General features: G+C 35.3%; 15 protein-coding genes. 8 read left to right on the forward strand and 7 right to left on the reverse strand.

Features of this window, described 5'->3' with window-relative positions; translation table 11 throughout:
- The first annotated feature begins 124 nt into the window (after nucleotides 1-124).
- Nucleotides 125-2,137: a multicopper oxidase family protein gene (locus ABH966_RS22190; protein WP_370082226.1), complete on the forward strand. Its 2,013-nt coding sequence runs from the start codon at nucleotides 125-127 to the stop codon at nucleotides 2,135-2,137.
- Between the two features lie 141 nt (nucleotides 2,138-2,278).
- Here ABH966_RS22190 and ABH966_RS22195 read toward each other — a convergent pair whose 3' ends face one another.
- From ABH966_RS22195 to ABH966_RS22215, 5 genes are all read right to left on the reverse strand, one after another.
- On the reverse strand, nucleotides 2,279-5,272 hold the full coding sequence (locus ABH966_RS22195) for an efflux RND transporter permease subunit (RefSeq protein WP_370082228.1): 2,994 nt from the start codon (nucleotides 5,270-5,272) through the stop codon (nucleotides 2,279-2,281).
- A 38-nt stretch (nucleotides 5,273-5,310) separates the two neighbouring features.
- A complete protein-coding gene (locus tag ABH966_RS22200) occupies nucleotides 5,311-6,063 on the reverse strand; it encodes a helix-turn-helix domain-containing protein (RefSeq protein WP_370082230.1) in 753 nt (250 codons plus the stop codon).
- Nucleotides 6,064-6,443: 380 nt separating this feature from the next.
- Entirely contained in the window at nucleotides 6,444-7,706 is a 1,263-nt protein-coding gene (locus ABH966_RS22205) for an MFS transporter (protein WP_370082232.1), read from the reverse strand.
- Nucleotides 7,707-7,723: 17 nt separating this feature from the next.
- Nucleotides 7,724-8,038: a YtxH domain-containing protein gene (locus tag ABH966_RS22210; protein ID WP_370082234.1), complete on the reverse strand. Its 315-nt coding sequence runs from the start codon at nucleotides 8,036-8,038 to the stop codon at nucleotides 7,724-7,726.
- Nucleotides 8,031-8,606 (reverse strand): MarR family winged helix-turn-helix transcriptional regulator, encoded by a 576-nt coding sequence (locus tag ABH966_RS22215; protein ID WP_370082236.1) that lies wholly within the window; start codon nucleotides 8,604-8,606, stop codon nucleotides 8,031-8,033. The genes ABH966_RS22210 and ABH966_RS22215 overlap by 8 nt, the downstream gene beginning before the upstream one ends.
- A 347-nt stretch (nucleotides 8,607-8,953) precedes the next feature.
- On the opposite strand from ABH966_RS22215, the gene ABH966_RS22220 reads away from it, so the two are divergent.
- The 6 genes from ABH966_RS22220 (at nucleotide 8,954) to ABH966_RS22245 (ending at nucleotide 13,806) form a co-directional block, all read left to right on the forward strand.
- Nucleotides 8,954-9,328, forward strand: coding sequence for a DUF2085 domain-containing protein (locus ABH966_RS22220; protein WP_370082238.1), 375 nt, complete (start codon nucleotides 8,954-8,956; stop codon nucleotides 9,326-9,328).
- Between the two features lie 11 nt (nucleotides 9,329-9,339).
- Complete coding sequence (locus ABH966_RS22225; RefSeq protein ID WP_370082240.1) at nucleotides 9,340-9,747, forward strand: zinc ribbon domain-containing protein; 408 nt, start codon at nucleotides 9,340-9,342, stop codon at nucleotides 9,745-9,747.
- Nucleotides 9,748-9,768: 21 nt separating this feature from the next.
- Nucleotides 9,769-10,071, forward strand: a complete 303-nt coding sequence (locus ABH966_RS22230) for a zinc-ribbon domain-containing protein (RefSeq protein ID WP_370082242.1) — start codon at nucleotides 9,769-9,771, stop codon at nucleotides 10,069-10,071.
- A gap of 216 nt (nucleotides 10,072-10,287) precedes the next feature.
- The gene (locus ABH966_RS22235; RefSeq protein WP_370082244.1) at nucleotides 10,288-12,042 is read left to right on the forward strand and encodes an ABC transporter ATP-binding protein; all 1,755 of its coding nucleotides are present in this window, start codon (nucleotides 10,288-10,290) and stop codon (nucleotides 12,040-12,042) included.
- Nucleotides 12,043-12,059: 17 nt separating this feature from the next.
- On the forward strand, nucleotides 12,060-12,737 hold the full coding sequence (locus tag ABH966_RS22240) for a response regulator transcription factor (RefSeq protein WP_370082246.1): 678 nt from the start codon (nucleotides 12,060-12,062) through the stop codon (nucleotides 12,735-12,737).
- A 37-nt stretch (nucleotides 12,738-12,774) separates the two neighbouring features.
- Nucleotides 12,775-13,806, forward strand: a complete 1,032-nt coding sequence (locus tag ABH966_RS22245) for a HAMP domain-containing sensor histidine kinase (RefSeq protein WP_483308142.1) — start codon at nucleotides 12,775-12,777, stop codon at nucleotides 13,804-13,806.
- A gap of 42 nt (nucleotides 13,807-13,848) precedes the next feature.
- Here ABH966_RS22245 and ABH966_RS22250 read toward each other — a convergent pair whose 3' ends face one another.
- Nucleotides 13,849-14,436 carry an NAD(P)H-dependent oxidoreductase gene (locus tag ABH966_RS22250; protein ID WP_370082250.1) on the reverse strand — a complete coding sequence of 196 codons (588 nt, stop codon included), beginning with the start codon at nucleotides 14,434-14,436 and terminating at the stop codon, nucleotides 13,849-13,851.
- A 121-nt stretch (nucleotides 14,437-14,557) separates the two neighbouring features.
- On the opposite strand from ABH966_RS22250, the gene ABH966_RS22255 reads away from it, so the two are divergent.
- Nucleotides 14,558-14,995, forward strand: a complete 438-nt coding sequence (locus tag ABH966_RS22255; protein ID WP_370082252.1) for a MarR family winged helix-turn-helix transcriptional regulator — start codon at nucleotides 14,558-14,560, stop codon at nucleotides 14,993-14,995.
- Nucleotides 14,996-15,039: 44 nt separating this feature from the next.
- Here the strand turns inward: ABH966_RS22255 and ABH966_RS22260 are convergent, their stop codons facing one another.
- A complete protein-coding gene (locus ABH966_RS22260; protein WP_370082254.1) occupies nucleotides 15,040-15,444 on the reverse strand; it encodes a GNAT family N-acetyltransferase in 405 nt (134 codons plus the stop codon).
- Nucleotides 15,445-15,545: the final 101 nt, after the last annotated feature.

Genomic DNA, 15,545 nt, shown 5'->3' on the forward strand with positions numbered 1-15,545 from the left:
CAGTTAAATGTAGATATTTTTTTATTAAGTACAATTATCTCCATTATTGTCCTAGTTGCCTATTGTTTTTACCCATATGATAAGGTAATGAGCAATTTTAAGAATTGAAAAGGGACGTGATGTTTTGACTAAAGAAGTTAATCCTACAGATCCAGCAACAATACCTAAATTTGTGGATGAGCTGCCAAAACCGGTTACCGCTAAACCTAAATATTATAAAGGTCAACAGAGAAAAAACTATTATGAACTTAAAATGATGCAAGCAGAGCATTCTTTCCATAAAGATTTCCCAAAATCAATCATATGGGGCTATAACGGGCTTTATCCCGGACCGACAATTGAGGCTACAAAAGACAAAAGCATTTATGTTAGATATAAAAATCAATTGCCCTTAAACCACTTTTTACCCGTTGATTTTTCACTTCATGTGGCAAACGATTCAAAGGAAGTAAGAACTGTTACACATTTACATGGCGCAAATGTAGATTGGGAGAGTGACGGCCATCCCGATGCATGGTATACAAGAGATTATGCGCAAACAGGTCCAAAGTTCAATAAAGAAATACATGAATATACTAATCATCAACCAGGCACAACACTGTGGTATCATGATCATGCAATGGCGCTAACTCGTTTAAATGTGTATGCTGGATTAGCCGGTTTTTATTTACTTCGAGATTCGCTTGAGGAGCGTTCTAACCTACCTTGTGGTGACTATGAGTATCCTATCTTAATACAAGATAAATCGTTTAATGAAGACGGCTCACTTTTCTATCCTGATGAACCACCATTTCCAGTTCCCGTTCATCCATCTATTACACCTGGTTTTGTTGGTAATACCATCGTTGTAAACGGCAAGGTCTGGCCTTATTTAAATGTCGAGCCTCGTAAGTATAGATTTCGTTTTCTCAATGGTTCCAATAGAAGAGGTTATGTCATTAGCCTTTCAAACGATGAGCCTATGATACAAATCGGAACAGACGGAGGCTTTTTAACAGCCCCTCAAGAAATTCAATCTGTAGAATTATTGCCGGCAGAACGAACAGATGTTATTGTCGATTTTTCATCATGTGAAGGTCAGGAAATAACGTTAGTCAATTCTGATGAAGATTTCATTGATGAACATACACGAGTAATCATGCAGTTTAACGTGTGTCTTCCTCTAAAATGTGAGGATGCTAGTGAAATACCAGAAAGACTCGCAGTATCAATGGATTTACATTCACACGATGCACATATCGAGAGACACTTACCATTAACTGCTACGACAGACGATTTTGGTCGACCAATGTTATTATTAAATAATCGTATGTATCATGATCCTACTACCGAAAAGCCTGCACTTGATAGTATAGAGATTTGGAATTTTATCAATGCCACGCAGTTTGTTCACCCTATTCATCTACATTTAATTCAATTTAAAATACTAGAACGACGCCCTTTCGATATGGAGCTATATCAAAATGAAGGTAGACTGGAATTTACAGGTCCCCCTGAAAAACCGCATAACTATGAGCAAGGTTGGAAGGATACTGTAAAAGCGGAAGCAGGGAAAGTTACGAAAATTATTATGCATTGGAAAGATCATGCCGGTCATTATATGTGGCATTGCCATTTCCTAGAGCATGAAGATCATGACATGATGCGACCAATACTTGTCATGGAGGATGTTCACCCTGTGCAAGAGCCACATGCTGAAATCCAACATGAAATAGAGCATTCGCAAGAACAGCATCATGACGACTCTACTATTGTTATGGGCAATAATGAGCACACTGTACCACTCTTGAACACTACTGCACACATCACGCCAACTGAATACTCTCAAGCTTCAATGCAAACAACGTATTTAGAAGACGAAATAGAATATACTCCGCAAACTATCCCTCTCTTAACTAGTACTCAAAACACTACTCACTCTACTGAAACAACTCATTTAGAAGACAATGTGGAATATAATCAGCTATCTTCTCCACTCTTGAACAATACTCAAAATATCACTTTTTCAAAAGTAGAACCCCCGGAACACCAAATTGTTCGTTCTGATATTGAAAGCATCCCCCAACCAATCTTCCCGTCTGCTGAGTCTCTGCCTCGGCAAAGGATACCTGTTAGGCGTCGGAGAAGATGGTACTAATGTTAAAAAGGCTGGGACAAAACTGGGCAACTCTTAAAAAGCGCGAGAAATCAATTTTAGAAACATTGATTTCTCGCGCTTTTCTGATGTAAAGAAATTCTTTTCTTGAAAATATACTTATGTCCCTACCTCTCTATGATTTTAATTCTTTTTAAATAGACTATAAAGAATAGGTACAATAAACAATGTTAAAAAAGTAGAAGTAGATAGCCCTCCTATAACTACAACAGAAAGAGACTTCGATATCATCCCAGTTTCATTCGAAATAGCCATCGGGATTAATGCACCCATTGTTGCAATTGCAGTCATCAAAATTGGGCGAATACGTACGACCCCTGCTTCAATTAAAGCTTTTTGCTTGGTCATTCCACATCTTTCAAATTGCTTCACCTTATCAACTAGAACGATAGCATTCGTTACGACAATTCCATTTAGCATTAGTAAACCGATCATTGCTGGCATACCGATTGGTTCCTTCATAATATAAAGTCCAATTAATGCACCTATAATAGAAAATGGAATAGCGAACAAGATAACAAACGGTGCTTTTCCTTCTTTGAAGGTAAAAACCATAACCAAATAAACTAAGATAACACTAATTGCTATGGCAATCGACAAATCTTTGAAACCATCATCCATCGATGCAGATACACCTTCCTTATAATAGCTAATATTTTCAGGAAGCCGTAAGTTATTAAGTACCTTATCTGCTTTTGCAGTTACATCTCCTACTTTTTCATCAGTAATAGTTCCATACACCATGATATATTCATTGCCATTTAGATGAGTAATTGAAGTTACATTATTAACCCTCTTCAGTTCTCCTATTTCATGAAGAAAGACAGGCATTCCCATTGCATTACTGATTTGGAGCTGTCCTAAATCTTTAAGAGATGTAACCTCATCCATTTTCAAACCTAGGTTCACTTCTCTCGTTTCCTCTTCAAGTCTCATGGTCGTTACTACATCACCATTAATGAGTGTTCGAAGGCTTTGTGCAACTATAGCTGGAGTTAATCCTTTTGCAGCAAGTTTTTTATCATCCAAATCGAAAACGATTTCAGGTACTTCTCCTTCTAAAGATGTTGTCACATCCTTCATCCCTTGTACTTCTTTTAAAGCCGTTGTAATCTGCTCACTTGCTTTTTTAATATCCTCAAAATCCGCCCCGTTTACAACTAGGGTGTATCTGCTTTCTTCCCCTCCTATAATTCCACCGATACCTGATACTGTCATTTCCTCTGGTTCAGAGATCGTTGTTAATTGTAGGCGAACGTCATTTACATAGTCGGTCAAATTTCCAACAGAATCATTGACAACGAATGAAATCGTCGCACTTCCAGAGTGTCCGTCAATATTAGTATTTATAAGGTTGATGTCCTTTCGATCTAATAATATATTTTCTACTCTACTTACGACATCAGCTGTTTTCATTGGAGCAGTTCCTTTTGCCATTGTGATGTCGACCTTGAAATCATTCACTTTCTCTTGTGGCAAGAAGGTTGTCCCTAGCCTCGGTGCAATAATGAAAATAGAACCTATCAAAATTAATATTGCGACGGTTAAAGTAACTAAACGATGATGTAAAACCCAAGTCAAACTGTTGCGATACCAAGTTTGAAGTCTATTTTCACTTGATTCTTTAGGCGTAATTTTTAATAAAAAGATCTTGGACAATATTGGAACAACGGTTACAGCAACAATTAATGAAATCAACAATGAAATAACAATAGTCCATGCAAGTGGCTTAAAAAAACCTCCTACAATTCCTGGCACAAAGGCAAGTGGTAAGAAAACAGCAACTGTTGTGATCGTTGAGGAAGTAATCGCAGATGCTACTTCACTTGTAGCCTGCTCTATTAATTCTACATTTCTTTCTTTTGAAGCTCTTACTCTTCTAAATATATTTTCAATGACGACAATTGAATCATCTACAACTCGCCCAACTGCTACAGCAATACCAGCAAGTGTCATAATATTTAATGTATATCCCATTGCTTTCAACAAAAGAAAAGATGCAAAAATTGAGACCGGAATGGAGATGACAGCAATAATGGTCGAACGGATATTTTTTAAAAATAATAAGGTGATGATGATTGTCATTAATGCCCCTAAAAATACTTCACGTAGCATTGAATGGACCGATTGATTAATTTCGATGGATTGATCACGTAAGATTTCGACTTTATAATCTTCCGGAATCGCTAAATTATTTATTTCTTTTTTCACTTGATCAACGATTGCTACTGTATTAGCACCACCTTCAGGGATAATGCTGAAACTTACGCCAGGTTTTCCGTTAATGCGTGTCATATTGTTTGTGTAATCACTTTCATATGAAATTTCAGCTATTTCGCCTAAATTCGTGGTTGTAATATTTTGCGAATTTACTTCTTTAGTAAAAAGCTTTATGTCTTTAATGTCCTCAATAGATTTTAGCTCGCTATTTATTCGTACTGGCAATACTTCATTTGAAATGGAGATGTCTCCAGTCGGCATTGAAAGATTATTTGCCAAAATAGCTTCTCGAACATCGTTTAAAGAAATTCCTCTTGTCATCAATTGATGTGGCAGGAGTTGAATAATGACAAACCTTTCCGTTGTTCCACTGATTTCTATATCACTTATACCCTCTATTACAGAAAGTTGTGGAATTATAGTATTCTTTACAAAGGTTTCAACTTCATCATTTTTTTCTGTAGCATATATGCCCATTGAGAAAATTATTGGGTTTCCACCAGGTTTAGTTAATTCATACCTCGGCTCCCCTGCAAATTTAGGCAACTGTAATTTATCTACACTTCTCCTTACGAGCTGCTCCGCTTCCTTCATATTCATTGTCATTTCAAATTCAATAGTTGAATATACGGCATTGGCTACACCGTTTGTATAATCATTTTTTCTCCCTTCTAGCTTCTTAAATTCCCTTTCCATTTGCTCCCCTATATCATTCATCGCTTGTTCAGGTGAAGCTCCTTGATAAGGAATAACTACTGTTAAATATGGAATATCAATATTCGGGTACTTCTCACTATGTAATGTTTGTAATGAATAAATTCCTCCTACAATAATAAGAGGTATTACTAATATCATTGTTAAAGCATTTTTCATACAAAAGCGGATGAATCGTTTCATATTGCTCCTCCCTCAAACTATCCCCAGTCCTTTTATCCCTACTCAATTTGTATAACAGGTAACAATAAATCTAGTTGAGTAAAATCATCACCTCGATACCACTCAAGAATGGAGCGTGTCGGTACCCATTTATGTTGAAGCGCGTATTGAAGTAATTTAACGTATCCATCCTTGATCGTTGACATTTGTTCTTTAAATGGCAATGCCAGACATATACAAGAAGGCATATGTTCAATAAAATCACTTTCAGCTATATCATTTATGTTTGTATTTGCTGGAACACCAAAGCCAATTTGAGCTTTGATTACATCTTGGCCTGATAAATAATTTAAATAATAACTTTTAATGCTAATATTTAATTGTTTTAATTCATTTGCTCTGTTTTCAAAATGAGCTCCAAATTTACCAGTTGTGGATTGAGCTGTATACCAAATAATTTTTTCATCATTTTTATCAATCAAATAGATATCATCTCGAATGGGGTCACTTTCTAAATAGCGTAAGCTAATATCCAACAGTTCTCGTTTTTGTTTCATATGTTGAATCCACGTTTTCATCATTTCCTGGCGAGTCGTTTCATCCTGCTCGTGTAAATAATTTTGAATTTCATGTATAGGTACATCTGCTAATCGCAACGTGGATATTAACTTTACAGTTGCAATTTGACTATCCGTATAAACTCGATAGCCATTTGAACTTCTTTCCTCCGGTAACAGTAAATTTTTAGTTTCATAAAATCGTAATGTACTTTTGGCTATACCTGTTCTTTCAGAGAAATCTTGAATTGTCATAAATTTCCTCAAAGCATTACACCTCTCTTAACTCCAATGTAAACCTTCAACTAACTTGAAGGTCAAGTATTATTTACCATATTAATATATTATTAGGGGTTTAAATTAACCATTTGTATCCACTTTAGAATGATTTCCTCTACAATCAGCTAAAAATAGGTACACATAAGTAAAATATCAACAAAAAGATCCTTTAATCGGTCAATAATAAGCCTATATTTCCTCAAAGCAATACACCTAATTTTTTTATCTATAAAAAAGAGCCCCTTTTGCTGTGCTTTAAGGGACTCAAAGGTTAATCATTTGAAAATGATCGTCAGTATTTAATTTTGTTTAGAATTATTGAAGAGTAAAACATAGAGTAGCAGATTTCTTTTCAATCATTCTGCTACCTCGCTCTTTTCAAATCGTAAAATTCTCTTTGTTACAATTGCCATCACTACCATGGCCATACTAATCATTAAAATAGGAACGTAGACTTTAATACTAAACGCTTCAAATAATAAACCATACAATATTTGCCCAATCGGTGCCATACATTGTGAAACGGCAATGATAATAGCCATGACCTTCCCTAAGTTTTCATTAGGCGTTTCTTTTTGTACAAGTGTAATAACATATATTGAAATAATGGTCAGAATCATAGCGATGATAAGCGCACTACCAACAAATAAAGTATAAGACGGATAGAAACCTAGATGAAGTATGAGAGGCGTAACTGCTAGAGCCATTGGAACAATCAATAAAGCGGTGATAAACACCCAAAAGTATAAATTATTGATACCCATTTTTTTCGCAAAGTATCCCATAGATAAAGCTCCTAAAATTGTAGCAAAATCGATTAGCCCCATCCCTACACCATACAGAGTATCACTACTTTGCATTGTAACACGGAGAATAATCGGTACCCCCACGACAAACAACGGTGTTAATAATAAATTTAATAATGCCGCTAAAATCATACATTTGAATATAAAAGATTTCTTCACTACATAGCTAAAGCCCTCTTTCAAATCATTTACAAGCGTCGGAATAATATGTCCGCTCTTCTCTCGTCGGATAAATGGTATATGAATAAACATTTCTAATATGGCAGAAAGGAAAAAGAACACTCCACTTGCCAAGACAAGTACTTTTAAGCCAATCATACCGTACAGTATTCCACCTAATACAGGAGCAGCTACATTAGACAATGATTGAATACCATTGACAATTCCATTTGCTTGCTCAAGCTTTTCCTCTTCTACAAGTACTGGAATACTTGCCATCACTGCAGGTGCATACATAGCACTAACAAAGGAAAGCAGTACCATCACAACACCAATAAGCCAAACGGAACTATTACCAATCGCTAGCATTGCGAAGAAACTAAACACAATTATGCTACTCGTAAAATCGAAAATCACCATCAAATTGCGTCGATTAAACCTATCAGCAATTGCTCCTCCAAGCGGTGCTAGTAAAATCGGGACACTCGATATCGCAAATAGTACTGCAAAAAGATCTGCACGTCCTGTAATATCTAGTACATAAAGTGATAAGGCAAACCTTAAAAGCGCAGACCCTAAAATAGAAATAATTTGCCCAATCACCATAAGGTTAAAATCTGTTGAAAAGCCTTTTCTATTAATCTGTGATTCCATTCATTAGACCCCTTCCTTTAACATTCATGACCCTTTTGAAAGTGTAGAAATTGTATTGTAAGAAGAAAGACATTACTAAAAATACTTATAGTACTTAACCAAATGAGCCACTCCATTTGCGTACTCCAAGACATTATTAGCAATAAGAACCCCACGATAATGGATACATAATTTCCAGTACGACTAATTTTTGAAATCCGATAAAATTTTTCCTTAACCTCATACGCAGATTTCTTTATTTTACGTTTCATAAGATAAACTTTTTCTGTTAACTTCTGCTTAGTATCTTTTGCTTTTTGAGGATAAAAAAATGGTGTATCTCCTTTAATCATGGCGTTCTTCATCTCCATATCGTCGTTTTAATAACTCAGTTAAAACTCGCTCTTGGAAGTCCGAAATCCGTTCTGGTTCCTCAATCTCCATATTTACCGTTTCTTCATACCCATCTAGTTCCTCACCATCAAAACGGTAAAGTTTTTGCAATAACTTCCACAATGTTTCAATTTCCTCAGTTTTAAAGTCTTTAAAGATATCTGCTAAAAAGTAAGTAGACTTCTCCGAACAAACAATCAAAGCTTTTTTTCCCTCTGAAGTAATCTCGACATTGATCGATCTTTTATCTAATTTACTTGGTATCGTTTGGACATATCCTTTTTTCACAAGACTCGTTATTAACTTATTCGCAGTTTGCTTAGTTGTCCCAAGCTTTTTAGCGATATTTACGAGCGTTGTATTTTCTAATGGTAAATGGGCAATGGCAATAAGAGCCATATGCTGTCTCGAAGTTAATACCTCTAAATATTCATCTCCTCTTATTTGAACTTTATTGACAACTGAAAACAATGTCGCATAACTTTGCTGCATAAAATGCAATTCCTTCAATAAAAGATTTAAATCCATATGTAGCACCTCTCTATTTAGTCACCATGTTTACCAAATGATACATAACGGTTCCCAAGAAGTCAACATGGTGACTTTTATACTTTTCAAATAGAATGAGATACCACACCAATAGACCGACTGTCGGTTTATAATATTATATAATATCCCTGCAAAAAAAGGAACTTATTTTAAACATTCTTCTTGAAAAATCTAGGGAATTTTCCATAGGAATAAATCCCTATCCATTTAATCATTTTATACTAAATTATGTTAAAATTAATTTTTATTATTCCAATATTCCTTTTTATAGTATATTATATTCGTTGTTTCCTTTTATTGAAAAACTTGATTAAATAGGTGATTTCGTGAATCGATATTTTCAATTTTTGTTCCTTTGCCATAGATTACCAAGCCGATCTTTTTTTTATAGAGGTGTTCAATTTCCGATTTGCGCACGTTGCACAGGAATTTGTATTGGATATGTAATTGGCATTATATTGGCGTTATTTAAAGTTTTACCTTTTTTTTATGCTCTTATTTTAACAATTCCTATGATTATAGACGGAACGGGACAATTATTTAATAAATGGCTTAGTACTAACTATCGGCGATTAGTAACAGGAATACTCGGTGGAATAGGTATTGTTTTTATGATTTTACACGCCGCTCTCTTATTTTGGAATCTAACTATTTATCTCTATAAAAAAGGAGAATATATTGGTTCATTAATTTTTAACTAAGGAGACTGAAAATGTTTTGTACCTATTGTGCATCCAATCTATCAGAACAGGCAGAAATTTGCCCAAATTGTGGTGTTAGAAAATTCAAAGTACATAATTACTGCCAGAATTGTGGGAATGAATTAAATGCTTTACAAGAAATGTGTACTTCATGCGGTATTATTTTAAAAAAATCTCCAAAGGGTACTCATCCATTAGTTCCTGCATTACTTACATTTCTAATACCTGGTGTAGGCCAAATCATTAATAATCAAATGGGGAAGGGATTTCTTTGCTTATTTATATCTACAATAATTATTTTTTTCATTCCTTTTCCTTTAGGATTCATTTTTGTTGGTTTACCCATTTTAATTGATGCTTATTTAATCGGGAAAAAAAACAATGAAGGAAAAACAGTAGGAAAATGGGAATTCTTTTAATTTTAGGAGGTATAATTTAATATGTTTTGTCCACACTGTAATGAAGAAATTGCGGCACAAGCAGAAATTTGTCCAAAATGTGGTGTTCGTGTAAATAATACAAACCCCGAGGATAAACCAAATATAGCTATTAACATCCTTTCTTTTTGTTGTGTACCGCTCTTAGGGATTATTATGTACTTTGTATGGAAAGATGAAAAGCCTAAAGCAGCTAAATCCGCTTTAATATGGGGGCTGATTGCAATCGCTGTATATGTAGTAATAATGCTCTTATTTGGAATATTAGGGTTTGTACTTGGTTCTGTTGACGAGTATAATTATTAAAAAGAGGCTTGGTCTTAGCTATCGAAACTTTAAAAAGCGCGAGAAATCAATTTTAAAACATTGATTTTTCGCGTTTTTCTGATGTGGAATTTTTTATGTTCCTGCCACCTATCCTCATCACCTTCTCATTTCATATTCAGTTCATAAAGACATGCTATAGTTAGTAACATAAAAGATTCATATTTTATTGTTGATGAATTCGAAGGAGGATTTATTTTGCAGGAGGCTTCAAAAGATACGACAAAACTGAAGGATTGGCGGCGCTTTGTTCGCTTAGTCAAACAGGCTGAGCCACCAATATGGCTTTTAATTATTGCATTAATAATGAGTTTAGCAACTACGGGCGTAGGCTTTATCGTTCCGTTATTTACAAAAAAATTAGTCGATGGCTTTTCATTAGCATCCCTTGATTATTGGCAAATACTTTTATTAGGGATTGCTTTTATCGCGCAGACTATTGCGGGTGGACTTTCCATTTATTATTTAAACCGTGTCGGACATCATGTTGTCGCGAAATTACGAGATCAGCTTTGGAGAAAGCTACTTCACTTACCAATTCCTTATTATGATGAGAACGATACAGGCGAAACATTAAGTCGTGTTACGAATGACACAGCTGTTGTCAAGGATCTCATTACGGAACATCTTGCGAACTGTTTATCAGGCGTTATTTCTATTATTGGATCGACCATCATTCTATTAATCTTAGACTGGAAAATGACCTTAGTCATGCTGATTGCTGTTCCGCTTGCTATGGTTATTTTAATGCTGTTAGGAAGACGAATGTTTGTCATTTCAAAAGGAATGCAAGATGAGACAGCAAAATTTACGGCTGTGCTCAATCAAGTTTTACCTGAAACGCGCTTAGTAAAAGCTTCAAATGCCGAGAATATTGAATATGAGCGTGGCAAGAAAGGCATTACAAACCTCTTTACGTTTGGTTTAAAAGAGTCTAAAATCCATGCTCTTATTTCGCCTCTCATTTCGTTTGTATTAATGTCAGTTCTTGTGGCTATTATTGGTTATGGCGGTGTACGAGTTTCTTCAGGAGAGCTTACAGCTGGCGACATGGTGGCATTTATTTTATATTTAATCCAAATCATCATGCCGATGACCCAATTAACAATGTTCTTTACACAGCTACAAAAAGCAATGGGTGCTACTGAGCGAATTAGTGCATTACTTGAGCATGAGGAAGAAAATATTTTCGAAGGAAACACATTAGAAAAAGTGGATCAACCGATTTATGTAAAAAATGTTGACTTTGCATATGGAGAAGACCTAATTTTATCGAATATTAATTTTACCATTGAACCAGGTAAAGTTACCGCCATCGTCGGCCCTAGTGGCGGAGGAAAAACAACAACATTTTCTCTGTTAGAAAGATATTATCAGCCTACTAATGGAAGTATCACACTCGGTGAAACCCCTATCAACACGTACTCCCTACATTCTTGGAGAAGCCAAATCGGCTACGTTGCTCAGGAGAGTGCGCTGCTATCTGGAACGATTCGTGAAAATATTTGCTATGGCATTGACAGAGAAGTGCAGGATGAAGAGCTTGATAGAGTTGCTAAAATGGCCTATGCCGATCAATTTATTAATGAATTACCAGAGCAATTTGATACAGCGGTAGGAGAACGTGGCATTAAGCTTTCTGGCGGTCAACGACAACGAATTTCTATCGCTAGAGCTCTTTTGCGTGACCCTCAAATATTAATGCTAGATGAAGCAACATCTAGTCTAGATAGTAAATCGGAAATCTATGTTCAAAAAGCATTAGATAATTTAATGCAAGGTAGAACAACGCTTGTAATTGCACACCGCCTTTCTACAGTAGTAGATGCAGATCAAATACTTTTTGTGGAGAAAGGACATATTACGGGCAGTGGCACTCATGATACTCTATTTGAGACTCATGATATGTATCGAGAGTTTGCCAAGCAACAATTACGTATTAAAGAGGAATAACGAAGGGATTTGTTAGCATGACAAAACTATTAATTGTAGATGATGATGCGCATATTCGGGAATTAGTTAAGGTATTTTTACAAAATGAAGGTTTAGAGGTAATTGAAGCTACGGACGGTGTGGATGCACTGTCCAAATTGGATTCCGATAAGGTGGATATGATTATTATGGATATTATGATGCCAAATATGGATGGCTGGGAATTATGCGAAGAAATTCGTTCATTTAATGATAATCTACCAATCTTAATGTTAACCGCAAAGGGAGAAACCTCGCAAAAGGTAAAGGGTTTTCATCTTGGGACAGATGATTATCTTGTTAAACCATTTGAGCCTGCAGAGCTGATCGTCCGTGTGAAATCAATACTTAAAAGATACCATATTTCCCTATCTCAACTTGTGGAAGCCGGCAATATTAAGTTAAATCGTAATACACATGAAGTCTTGTATAGCGGTGAATCTTTAACACTTCGTTTAAAGGAATTTGAACTATTATTTACGTTAGCAAGCTATGCTGGAAAAACTTTTTCACGTGAACAGCTAATCGAAGAAATTTGGGGATACGACTATGAAGGTGATGAACGAACAGTCGATGTTCACATTAAAAGACTTCGTCAACGTTTCCCTCAAGAAACAAGCGGATTTTCTATTCGTACAATTCGCGGCCTAGGCTATCGATTGGAACTTGTTTCATGAGAAGACTAAAAAATTTTTTAAAGCTTTTTTAACTTTAATGCTTCTTCTTATCATTAGCATCGTCTTTGCCTTTATTTCCTACCACATAACGTCCTGGATTTATGATTGGTTAGGCAAACATCCACAAGGTTTCTGGCTTCAATTATGGACCGTAGTTGGTGTTTTTGTTCTCTTTGCTTGCTCAGTCATCATCACCTTTTTAATTGGGCTAAAAAGACAACGGAACTATTGGAATACGATTGTAGATGCATTAAGCCGGATTGCTAAAGGTGATTTTTCTGTCAAATTAGATCTGAAAGCAGATGACGAAGATCAATTTGGTCAATTAATACATGGCATCAACCATATGGCAGTCGAATTAGGTGAAATGGAAAGAATGCGCCAAGAATTTATTTCGAATGTATCTCATGAAATTCAGTCGCCTCTAACATCTATTAACGGCTTTGCTAAAGCATTGAAAAACATAGACCTCCCAGAGGATAAGCGACAGCATTATTTAACAATCATTGAGATGGAAAGTAATCGACTATCAAAAATTAGTGACAATTTACTAAAGCTAACGTCGTTAGAATCACAACACCACCCCTTCGAGCCAAGGCATTACCGACTTGATAAGCAATTGCGTAATGTCGTACTATCGCTAGAACCAAATTGGTTAGCTAAAAATATCGACATGGATATGCAATTAGAAAATATTTCGCTAATGGCGGATGAAGATTTAATGAATCAAGTATGGATGAATTTACTAAGCAACAGCATTAAATTCACGCCAACTACTGGCACTATTACAATATCAATGACAAAACAAATGGACACGATCACTATTGCCATTCGTGATAATGGTATCGGTTTAACAACGGAACAACAAAAGCATGTATTTGAGCGATTTTATAAGGCTGACCAATCAAGGACGGCTGAGAATGGCGGCAGTGGTTTAGGACTATCTATTGTGAAAAAAATCATCGATATGCATAACGGAACCATTACTGTTGAAAGCAAGCTTGCTGAATATACAACGTTTTTTGTAACACTGCCAGTAGAAATAGATCAGACTCGTGCAAACGAATAGAAGATTCAATCTTCGTCCGCACGAGTCTATTAGGCAGATGAACTAGTAAGCTATTTTTCTAAAATATTGATAAACTTTTTCGAGTCTTCTGCTTTGTCTCCCCTTCCCACTCTCCATGTTGCCAAATTCAAAAAACTTCACTTGTTTAATGCCAACAAAATTAAATAACGCTCTTTTCATTAATATTTTATGAGCATTATTTAGCCATAATAGTGGATATTTTGTTGGCCCCTTCATTGTCGAAATACACACCACTGATTTTCCTTTAAGAAGCCCCTCAGGAAATAGTCCTTTTTTATCTTTATAAGCAAAATTGGCCGAAAACAATTGATCAATATACCCTAGAAGCATTGCTGGTGGCCTTCCCCACCATATCGGATAAACAAAAACGATTTTATCAGCCCACCTAATTTGTTCTCGATATTTCTCAAGTTTTGGATCACGAAACATATCACGACGGCGTTTATGTTCATGGAATACTAAAAGCGGATCAAATTGCTCCTCGTATAAGTCTAGTACTTGAATATCCCTTATGAAAGGATTGTCATTACAGCCCTTCTTAACCTCCTGTAAAAAAGCATAATTCAAACTTTTATGATTGGGATATGTATAAATAATTAATGTGTTCATCATGCACCTTCCATTACTTATCATTTGATAACTAAATAATAAACCGCCTGATTTTAGTTGTCAAATGATAATTGTTTTAAGATAAGTTTTTTGTTATCTTGTCAATAAGAGGTGGTCACGTTTGGACAAAAAAGAATTATTTAATCAGTTTGTAGCATTTACAACAGCGGTACATCAAGTAACACATGAACTAACTCAAAACGTTAAAATCGATAATATTACACCTGTACAATATAAAATTCTAGAATATATAAAAGTAAGCCAACCAGTTACGCCTACTGAAATTAGTGATTGTCAGCATATGTCCTTACCAAATACAAGTCGTGAATTACGGAAATTACAGGAAAGAAAGTTAATTAAAAAAATTAACGATACCGAAGATCGTAGAAAGCACTATGTTTGCCTTACAGAAGATGGAGAAAAAGTAATGGAGAAAGCATTTGCCTGTATAGAAGAGCGTTTTCAACAGCTTATTCAACATGCATCTAAAAAAGACTTAGATGACATTCATCATGCATTAAACATTCTTGACCAAAAGGTTTTTAATCCAAAATCATAAAAAACCTGCATTGCTTTTCATTAGGAAAAGCAATGCAGGTTTTTTCATTGTTTATTAAATTGACATAGAAAGCGTTCTACACCTGGGTATTTCTCTCCTAGGCTAGTTATGAAAAAACCATAGCGTCGATAAAAATCTACGGCCTCATAATCTGTTTCAGCAACAATTGATGGGTACTTACTTGCTATAAAATTAATCATTTTACTCCCAATGTTTTTTCCTCTTTGATCAGCTAATACAGCAATATGCTTAATCTCGCACTCTGATAAGCTGATTTGTTCTATACCAATACAACCAGCAATTTCACCTTCGAATTCAATGCTATACAATGTCCTATTCGATAAAAGTATATATTTTTCATACTCTTGTTGAACTTTTTCATCCGAAGTTGCAAAAGAAAGTAGTTTTCTAATAGCTGGTGAAATAGTGTTTGCTTGAACTATATTCATAACTTACCTCCTCGTATATTAGTAGTAAGAGCTCTTTCCGATAGAATTTCCAGTTGATCCGGACAACTGGGGAATCTGTTGGATTTCCTATAGGAGATAGT

Source organism: Lysinibacillus sp. RC46, assembly GCF_041262385.1.
GTDB lineage: Bacteria > Bacillota > Bacilli > Bacillales_A > Planococcaceae > Lysinibacillus.